Below are 7855 nucleotides of genomic sequence, written 5' to 3' on the forward strand. Positions count from 1 at the left end.
GCCCGGCAGGACTCGCATAACAGCCATTTCTTCTCGGTAAAACAGAGATTTAGTCGAAGACCTAGGTGACGGCGCCAGCAGCCGTACCGTCACGGCTAGGCCGCCAGCACGTTTGCGGCGTGCGACCCTTACGTCTCCCTTATGCGTCAGCGCACAACGCCGTCTCGCGCCCTTATGCCGATCAGGGCGATGGTCCCGCATCGCTCACTGAAAGCGGCGGGACATGCTCGACATTCTCTATCTGGCTCTGGCGCTCGGCGCCTTTGCCCTGCTCGGCGCGCTGGTCGCCGGGCTTCGGCGGCTCTGACATGGCCGAACTCGTGCTCTGGGGCGCCGGCGCCCTTGTGATCGGCGGCTACATGCTGGCCGCCCTGCTGCGGCCTGACCGCTTCTGACGGAACTCACATCATGAACTGGCAAGGCTGGGCGGAAATCGCCCTGACCCTGGGGCTGCCGTTCCTCCTCGGCTGGCCTATAGGGATCTTCATCTCGCGGGTCTGGAACGGCGAGCGCACCTGGCTCGATCCAGTGCTGCGACCAGTGGAGCGTGGCTTCTACGCCGCGCTCGGCGTCCGCCCCGACCAATCCCAGACCTGGACCGGCTATGCCGCCGCCCTGCTCGCCTTCAATGCGGCAGGCTTTGTCCTGCTCTACGCCATCCTGCGCCTGCAGGGTTTTCTGCCGCTGAACCCCCAGGGGTTCGGCGCGCTGTCTGAGCCGCTGGCCTTCAACACGGCCGTCAGCTTCGTCACCAACACCAACTGGCAGGCCTATAGCGGCGAGACGACCCTGACCCACCTCAGCCAGATGGCGGGGATGACGGTGCAGAACTTCCTGTCGGCCGCCACGGGCGCGACCGTAGCCGCGGCTCTGGCCCGCGCGTTCGCCGCCGACCGCCAGACGGGACTGGGCAACTTCTGGGCCGACCTGGTGCGCACGACGCTGTGGGTGCTGCTGCCCATCTCGATCGTGGTGGCGCTGCTCCTGGCCGCTCTAGGCGTGCCCCAGACGCTTTCGGCGTCGGCTAGCGCAGCCACGGTCGAGGGCGGCGAGCAGACCATTCCAATGTTCGCCGCGGCCAGTCAGCTCGCCATCAAGCAGCTCGGCATCAATGGCGGCGGCGTGTTCGGCGTGAACTCGGCCCATCCGCTGGAAGGCCCCACGCCGCTCGCCAACTTCATCGCCGCCATCTCGATCAACGTCCTGGGCTGGGCGGCCTTCTTCGCCTTTGGCCGCACGGCCTTGGCGGGCCGAAATCTGAGGGCGATCGCCATCGCCGCCCTCGTCCTGCTGTCGGCAGGCGCCGCGACCCTCTACTGGACCGAAACCCAAGCCCCGCCGGCCCTGGTCGCCGCCGGCGCCGAGGCCGCGGTCAACATGGAAGGCAAGGAGGTCCGCTTTGGCGCGCCGGCCTCGGCCGTCTGGGCGGCCATGACCACGGGCGCCTCCAACGGCTCGGTCAATTCCATGCACGCCAGCTACATGCCGCTCGGCGGCGGGGTGCAGATGTTCTTCATGCAGCTTGGCGAAATCCTGCCCGGCGGCATCGGCACTGGCGTCGGCTTCATGCTGATGATGGCCCTGCTGGCGGTCTTCGTGGCGGGCCTGATGGTCGGCCGTACGCCGGAATATCTGGGCAAGAAGATCGAGGCCCGCGAGGTCCAGTACGCCATGCTGGCCGTGCTGGTCCTGCCGCTCACCATCCTCGGCTTCTCGGCGGCGGCGGCGGTGCTGCCCGTGGCGCTGGAGAGCCTGGCCAACCCCGGACCGCACGGGATGTCGGAGATCCTCTACGCCTACACCTCGGCCAGCGCCAATAACGGCTCGGCCTTTGCGGGGCTCGCCGCCGACACCCCCTGGTGGAACACGACGCTTGGCCTGGCCATGCTGATGGGCCGCTTCCCCGGCATCGTCATCATGCTGGCCATCGCCGGCGCCCTGGCGGCCAAGCCCAAGCTCGCCCCTTCGGCCGGCGCCCTGCCCACCGACAACGGACTTTTCATCGGCCTCTTGATCGGGGTGATCCTGATCCTGGGCGGCCTCCAGTTCTTCCCGGCCCTCGCGCTCGGCCCAATCGTCGAGCACTTCCAGGCGCTTGACGCCCTGGCCGGCCTCTAAGTCTCGCGGAGCACAGTCTCATGAGCACCACCGACATCCCGCTGGGCGACAATCGCCGCAGAGCCTCCAGCCTCGTCGCCAGCCTTGATGGCCCGGCCCTGGCGCGGGCCGCCAAGGACGCCTTCGTCAAGCTCGACCCGCGCCGCCTGACCAGCAATCCGGTCATCTTCGCCACCTGGCTGGTGGCGGTGCTGAGCACCATTTCGGCCACCCTGCTGATCGGACGAGGCGAAAATGGCGCCTTCGCCATCCAGCTGGCCGGCTGGCTCTGGGCCACCGTGCTGTTCGCCAATCTGGCCGAGAGCATCGCCGAGGGCCGCGGCAAGGCCGCCGCTGACAGCCTCCGCGCCAGCCGGGTCACCACCCGGGCCAAGCTGATCATCGACGAGGCTACCGGGACCATCATCCCCACCCCAGCCCACGAACTGGGCGCTGGCCAGGTGGTGCTGGTGGAGGCCGGCGATGTCATCCCGGCCGACGGCGAGATCATCGAGGGCGTGGCCTCGGTCAACGAGGCGGCGATCACCGGCGAGAGCGCCCCGGTCATCCGTGAGAGCGGCGGCGACCGCTCGGCCGTCACCGGCGGCACCACCGTGGTCTCCGACTGGATCAAGGTGAAGATCACCTCGGAGCCCGGCGGGACCTTTCTGGACCGCATGATCGCCATGGTCGAAGGCGCCGACCGCCACAAGACGCCGAACGAGGTCGCTCTGGCCGTCCTGCTGGCGGGCCTGACTCTCGTCTTCCTCATCGCCGTGCTCACACTGGTGGGGCTGGGCGCCTATTCGGGCGTGACCCTCTCGCCCCTGGTGCTGGGCGCGCTGTTCATCATCCTGATCCCCACCACGATTGGCGGGCTGCTGTCGGCGGTGGGCATCGCCGGCATGGACCGGCTGCTGAAGGTCAATGTGCTGGCCACGTCTGGCCGGGCTGTGGAGGCCGCGGGCGATGTCGACACACTGCTGCTGGACAAGACCGGCACCATCACCTTCGGCAACCGGATGGCCACCGAAGTGATCCCGGCCCCAGGCGTGCGGCCCGAGCAGGCTCTGCGCGCGGCGCTCATGGCCTCCCTCGCCGACGAGACGCCGGAAGGCCGCTCCATTGTCGACCTGGCCCGCTCGCAGGGCGAGGTCGCAGAGGCCCCGCAAGGCGCCGAGCCGATCGCCTTTTCCGCCGTCACCCGCCAGTCTGGTCTGAACGCCGAAGGCCGCGCCTGGCGCAAGGGCGCGGTGGATGCGGTGCTGCGCACCGTCGGCCTGACATCTGAGGAGATCCCGCCGGAGGTCGCAGCCGCGGTCGACCGTATCGCACGCTCTGGCGGCACGCCCCTGGCGGTCAGCGAGGATGGGGTGCTGGTCGGCGTCATCCATCTGAAAGATGTGGTGAAGCCCGGCGTGAAGGCCCGCTTCGCCGACCTGCGGCGCATGGGCCTGCGCACGGTGATGATCACCGGCGACAATCCGGTCACCGCTGCGGCCATCGCCTCCGAGGCCGGAGTCGACGACTTCCTGGCCGAGGCAACGCCGGAGGACAAGCTGCGCCTGATCCGCGCCGAACAGGCCAAGGGTCGCCTCGTCGCTATGTGCGGCGACGGCGCGAATGACGCCCCGGCGCTGGCCCAGGCTGATGTGGGGGTGGCCATGCAGACTGGCGCCCAGGCCGCCCGGGAAGCCGGCAACATGGTCGATCTCGACTCCGACCCCACCAAGGTCATCGAGATCGTCGAGGTGGGAAAGCAGATGCTGATCACCCGCGGCGCGCTCACCACCTTCTCGGTCGCCAACGACGTGGCCAAGTACTTCGCCATCATTCCGGCCATGTTCGTCACCAGCCTGCCGGCCCTGGGCGCGCTGAACATCATGGGGTTGTCGAGCCCGCAGAGCGCGATCCTCTCGGCGGTGATCTTCAACGCCCTGATCATCGTGCTACTGATCCCGCTGGCCCTGCGCGGCGTCCGCTACCGGGCTCTGGGGGCCGCCAAGCTTCTGTCGCGCAATCTGGCGATCTATGGCCTGGGGGGGCTGATCGCCCCCTTCATCGGCATCAAGCTGATTGACCTGGCCCTTTCATCTCTGGGGCTGGCCTGATGGACCGGGACCTGCTCCGTCAGCTGCTGGCCGCAGGCGTCTTCTTTGGTCTGGTCTTCGGCCTCGCCTTTCTGAGTGGGGCGGAGGGCTCAAGCCTGGCGCCTGTAACACCGGCCATCGAAGGGGAGGCGCTCCGATGATCCGCCTCCTCGAAAGCCGCGGCTTCTGGTTCAAGCTCGCCGGCGTCCTCTGCCTCGCTTTCAGCGTCCTGGTTCAGGTTCTCGAGCATGTCGGGGAGGATCCGTCATCGCTCGATCATCCTCAGCCCGCGAAAGCCTATGCCCCCAGCGGCGCCCCTCTCCCTTCAGATCAAGGCTAACCCCATGCTCTCCCTCCTCCGCCCGGCCATGGTTTCGGTGGGCCTGTTCACCCTCCTTCTGGGCTTGGCCTATCCCCTGGCCATCACCGGCGTCGCCCAGGCCGCCTTTCCGCAGCAGGCCGACGGGAGCCTGATCCTCCGGGATGGTCGCATCATCGGCTCCTCTCTAGTGGGGCAGGCCTTCACCTCGCCGGCTTACCTGCAGGGGCGGCCGTCTGCGGTGGACTATGACGCCACGGGCTCCGGCGCCTCCAACCTTGGCCCCCTGAACGCTGACCTGATCGCCGAAACCTCAGACCGCGCGACAGCGTGGCGGGCGGAGACCGGAAGCGCTGAAGTCCCGGGCGATGCGGTCACCGCCTCGGCCTCCGGCCTGGATCCCCACATCTCGCCGGCCAATGCCCTGGCCCAGGCTGAGCGCATCGCCGCCGCCAGAGGCGCAGACATCAGCCAGGTCCGGGCCGTGATCGCCGCCCATGTAGAGGGGAGAACCTTCGGCATATTGGGACAACCTCGGGTCAACGTGCTTCAGACCAACCTCGCCCTCGACGACGCCTTCGCGCCGGAGCAACCTGACCGTCCATGACCGCCGAAGCCCCCCGCCGGCCCGATCCTGACGCCCTGCTTGCGGCCACGCGGGCGGGGCGCGGTCGGCTGAAGGTGTTCCTGGGCATGTCGCCCGGCGTGGGCAAGACCTACGAGATGCTCCGGGCCGCGCGACGCCGGAAGGCCGAGGGCCAGGACGTGGTGGTCGGTCTGGTCGAGACCCATGGGCGCAAGGAGACACAGGCCCTGCTCAGAGGGATGGATGTCATGCCCAGGTCGCCCCGGGAGCACCGCGGGGCGACGCTGTTGGAGTTTGACCTCGACGGCGCTCTGGCGCGACGACCCGCCCTGCTCCTGGTCGATGAATACGCCCACTCCAACGCCCCAGGCTCGCGGCATGCCAAGCGGTGGCAGGATGTGGACGAACTCCTGGCCGCAGGGATCGACGTCTGGACGACGCTGAACATCCAGCACCTGGAAAGCCTGGTCGACGTGGTCTGGAAGATCACCGGGGTTCGCCAGCGAGAGACCGTCCCGGACATGGCGCTCGACCGCGCCGACGAGATCGAACTGGTGGACATCACCCCAGCCGAACTGCGCGAGCGGATGGGCGAGGGAAAGGTCTATGTGCCGGAGACCGCCCGGCTGGCGGCTGAGCGGTTCTTCAAGATCGAGAACCTGACCGCCTTGCGGGAACTGTCCCTGCGCCGTGCGGCCCAGGCGGTCGATGATCAGTTGATCGGCGCCATGAAGCGCGCCGGTGTCGAAGGACCCTGGGCGGCGGGTGAGCGCATCCTGGTCCTGATCGGTCCAGACCCGATGGCCGGCTCATTGGTGCGCGCGGGCCGACGCCTGTCGGACATGATGATGGACGCCCCCTGGAGCGTCGCCCATGTGGAGCAGCCCAACCGGGCCGGTATGTCGGGCGAGGCCGCCCAGCGACTGCGCGAAGCGGTGAAGCTCTCCGAACAGCTCGGCGCCTCCAGCGTCACCCTGACCGGCGACGACATCGTCGCCGCCGTCCTCGACTACGCCCGGCGCAACAACGTCACCCAGATTGTCATCGGCAAGAGTCGAGCAAGACGCCCCTTCCGGCCAAGCCTCGTTGAAGCCCTGCTCACCCGCACCCAGGGCGCGGCGCTGCATGTCGTCACAGAAGGGTCCGAGCCGCCGGCCCAGGCGGCATCCCCCGTGGCCGCAGACAAGAGCTTGGCCTGGCGGCCACAGATCGCCGCCCTGGCCCTGGTCGGCGTGTCCTTCGCCATCGCCCACGGGCTGGACCGCTACATCCAGAGCGTGAACCTCGCCATGGTCTTCATGCTCAGCGTCCTGGTGGCGGGCCTGGCCTATGGCCTATGGCCGGCCGTCGTCGCCGCCGCGGCGTCGGCCTTTCTCTACAACTTCTTCTTCCTTGAGCCGCGGCTCACCGTGTGGATCGGCCATCCCGCAGACGTCCTGACCTTCGCGGTCTTCTTCGCTGTGGCCCTCACAACCGGCTGGCTGACCGGCCGGGTCCGCGATCAGGCCCGGCTGGTGGCCCGAAGGGCCTCGGGCATCGCGGCGGTCCTGGCCGCCACCCGTCAGATCTCATCGGCGCCCGACGCCCGGGCTGCGGCCGCGGCGCTCGCCGAGCAGCTGGCGGCGGCCACACGCGGAGACGCCGTCGTTCTGACCCCGGCGGGCGACGATCTGCAACTGAGCGGAGCCTCGCTCAGCGCTGCGGCCCTCACGCCCGGCGACATGGCTGCGGCCAGATGGGCCTGGGAGCGAGGGGAGCCGGCCGGCGCCGGGACCGGCACCATGCCCAACCTGCCCTGGGTCTTTCGCCCGCTTCAGGGGGTGAAGACGCGGGCCGGGGTGGCGGCGGTGAGCGCCCAGGCCGTGGCCTCCGAGGACGGGGAACGCTTCGTCGCCGCCCTGCTGGACCAGGGCGCCGTGGCCTTGGAGCGGGCGGAGTTCGCCGCGACGGCCGCGGACGCCGAGGCCCTGCGTCGCACCGACCGCCTCCGGGCCGCTCTGCTCAACTCCGTCAGCCACGACCTGCGCACGCCGCTTTCGACGGTGCTGGGCTCAGTCACCACCCTCATCGACTATGGGGCCGGGCTGTCGGCGGCGGTGCGCGACGACCTCCTGCAATCGATCCGCGAGGAGGCCGAGCGGTTGAGCCGCTATGTAGGCGACCTGCTGGATATGACTCGGCTGGAGGGCGGCGCCCTGGTGGCCCGCCGCGACTGGCTGGACGCCCGCGACGTGCTGCGCGCCGCCGTTGAGCAGGTGACGCGCCGCCTGGGCGGGCGAAGGATCGAATGGGATTTTCCAGACCGGGTGACCCTTGTCATGGCCGACCCAACCCTGCTGGAGCAGGCCCTGGTGAACATCCTGGAGAACGCCATCGCCTACAGCCCCGACGCCAGCACGATCGAGGTCGCCGCCTATGAGGACCACAAGAACGTGGTCATCAGCATTGAGGATGAGGGACGTGGCATTCCGACCGCCGAACTGGAGCGCGTGTTCGAGAAGTTCCGCAGGCTTGACGAGGCTAGCGACCGCGGCAAGGGATCGGGTTTGGGTCTGGCCATCGCCAAGGGCTTTATCGAGGTGATGGACGGCCGCATCGCCGCGGCCTCGCCGATCCATGAGGGCCGTGGCACACGTATCCTGATCAGCCTGCCCAAGTCGCGGGCCACCCCGGAAGGCCTTCTGTGAGCGGTTCGCGTCCCCGTATCCTGGTCATCGACGATGAACCGCAGATCCACCGGTTCCTGGGCCCGGCCCTGGATGC

Annotated in this window: 6 protein-coding genes and 1 pseudogene; all 7 read left to right on the plus strand. The window is 68.8% G+C overall.

All coding sequences use genetic code 11. The features are described from left to right. Positions 1–263: 263 nt before the first annotated feature. The gene (locus V7D28_RS11835; RefSeq protein WP_305284385.1) at positions 264–395 is read left to right on the plus strand and encodes a potassium-transporting ATPase subunit F; all 132 of its coding nucleotides are present in this window, start codon (positions 264–266) and stop codon (positions 393–395) included. Positions 396–408: 13 nt separating this feature from the next. Then, the gene (gene kdpA / locus V7D28_RS11840) at positions 409–2118 is read left to right on the plus strand and encodes a potassium-transporting ATPase subunit KdpA (RefSeq protein ID WP_333587587.1); all 1710 of its coding nucleotides are present in this window, start codon (positions 409–411) and stop codon (positions 2116–2118) included. Between the two features lie 20 nt (positions 2119–2138). Continuing rightward, positions 2139–4208: a potassium-transporting ATPase subunit KdpB gene (kdpB, locus tag V7D28_RS11845; protein WP_333587588.1), complete on the plus strand. Its 2070-nt coding sequence runs from the start codon at positions 2139–2141 to the stop codon at positions 4206–4208. After that, positions 4208–4348, plus strand: coding sequence for a hypothetical protein (locus V7D28_RS11850; RefSeq protein WP_333587589.1), 141 nt, complete (start codon positions 4208–4210; stop codon positions 4346–4348). The genes kdpB and V7D28_RS11850 overlap by 1 nt, the downstream gene beginning before the upstream one ends. 183 nt (positions 4349–4531) lie before the next feature. Then, complete coding sequence (kdpC, locus tag V7D28_RS11855) at positions 4532–5113, plus strand: potassium-transporting ATPase subunit KdpC (RefSeq protein ID WP_333587590.1); 582 nt, start codon at positions 4532–4534, stop codon at positions 5111–5113. Next, on the plus strand, positions 5110–7779 hold the full coding sequence (locus V7D28_RS11860) for a sensor histidine kinase KdpD (protein ID WP_333587591.1): 2670 nt from the start codon (positions 5110–5112) through the stop codon (positions 7777–7779). The genes kdpC and V7D28_RS11860 overlap by 4 nt, the downstream gene beginning before the upstream one ends. Continuing rightward, positions 7776–7855, plus strand: a pseudogene (locus V7D28_RS11865) (DNA-binding response regulator); the annotation flags it as partial. The gene V7D28_RS11860 and the pseudogene V7D28_RS11865, both read left to right, overlap by 4 nt.

The sequence above is a fragment of the Phenylobacterium sp. genome, assembly GCF_036723115.1.
In the GTDB taxonomy this organism is placed as follows: Bacteria; Pseudomonadota; Alphaproteobacteria; order Caulobacterales; family Caulobacteraceae; genus Phenylobacterium.

Bases quoted from the DNA above. Each gene is read 5' to 3' on its own strand.
- kdpA (WP_333587587.1), top strand. From the start codon at position 409: ATGAACTGGCAAGGCTGGGCGGAAATCGCCCTGACCCTGGGGCTGCCG.
- kdpB (WP_333587588.1), top strand. From the start codon at position 2,139: ATGAGCACCACCGACATCCCGCTGGGCGACAATCGCCGCAGAGCCTCC.
- V7D28_RS11850 (WP_333587589.1), top strand. From the start codon at position 4,208: ATGGACCGGGACCTGCTCCGTCAGCTGCTGGCCGCAGGCGTCTTCTTT.
- kdpC (WP_333587590.1), top strand. From the start codon at position 4,532: ATGCTCTCCCTCCTCCGCCCGGCCATGGTTTCGGTGGGCCTGTTCACC.
- V7D28_RS11860 (WP_333587591.1), top strand. From the start codon at position 5,110: ATGACCGCCGAAGCCCCCCGCCGGCCCGATCCTGACGCCCTGCTTGCG.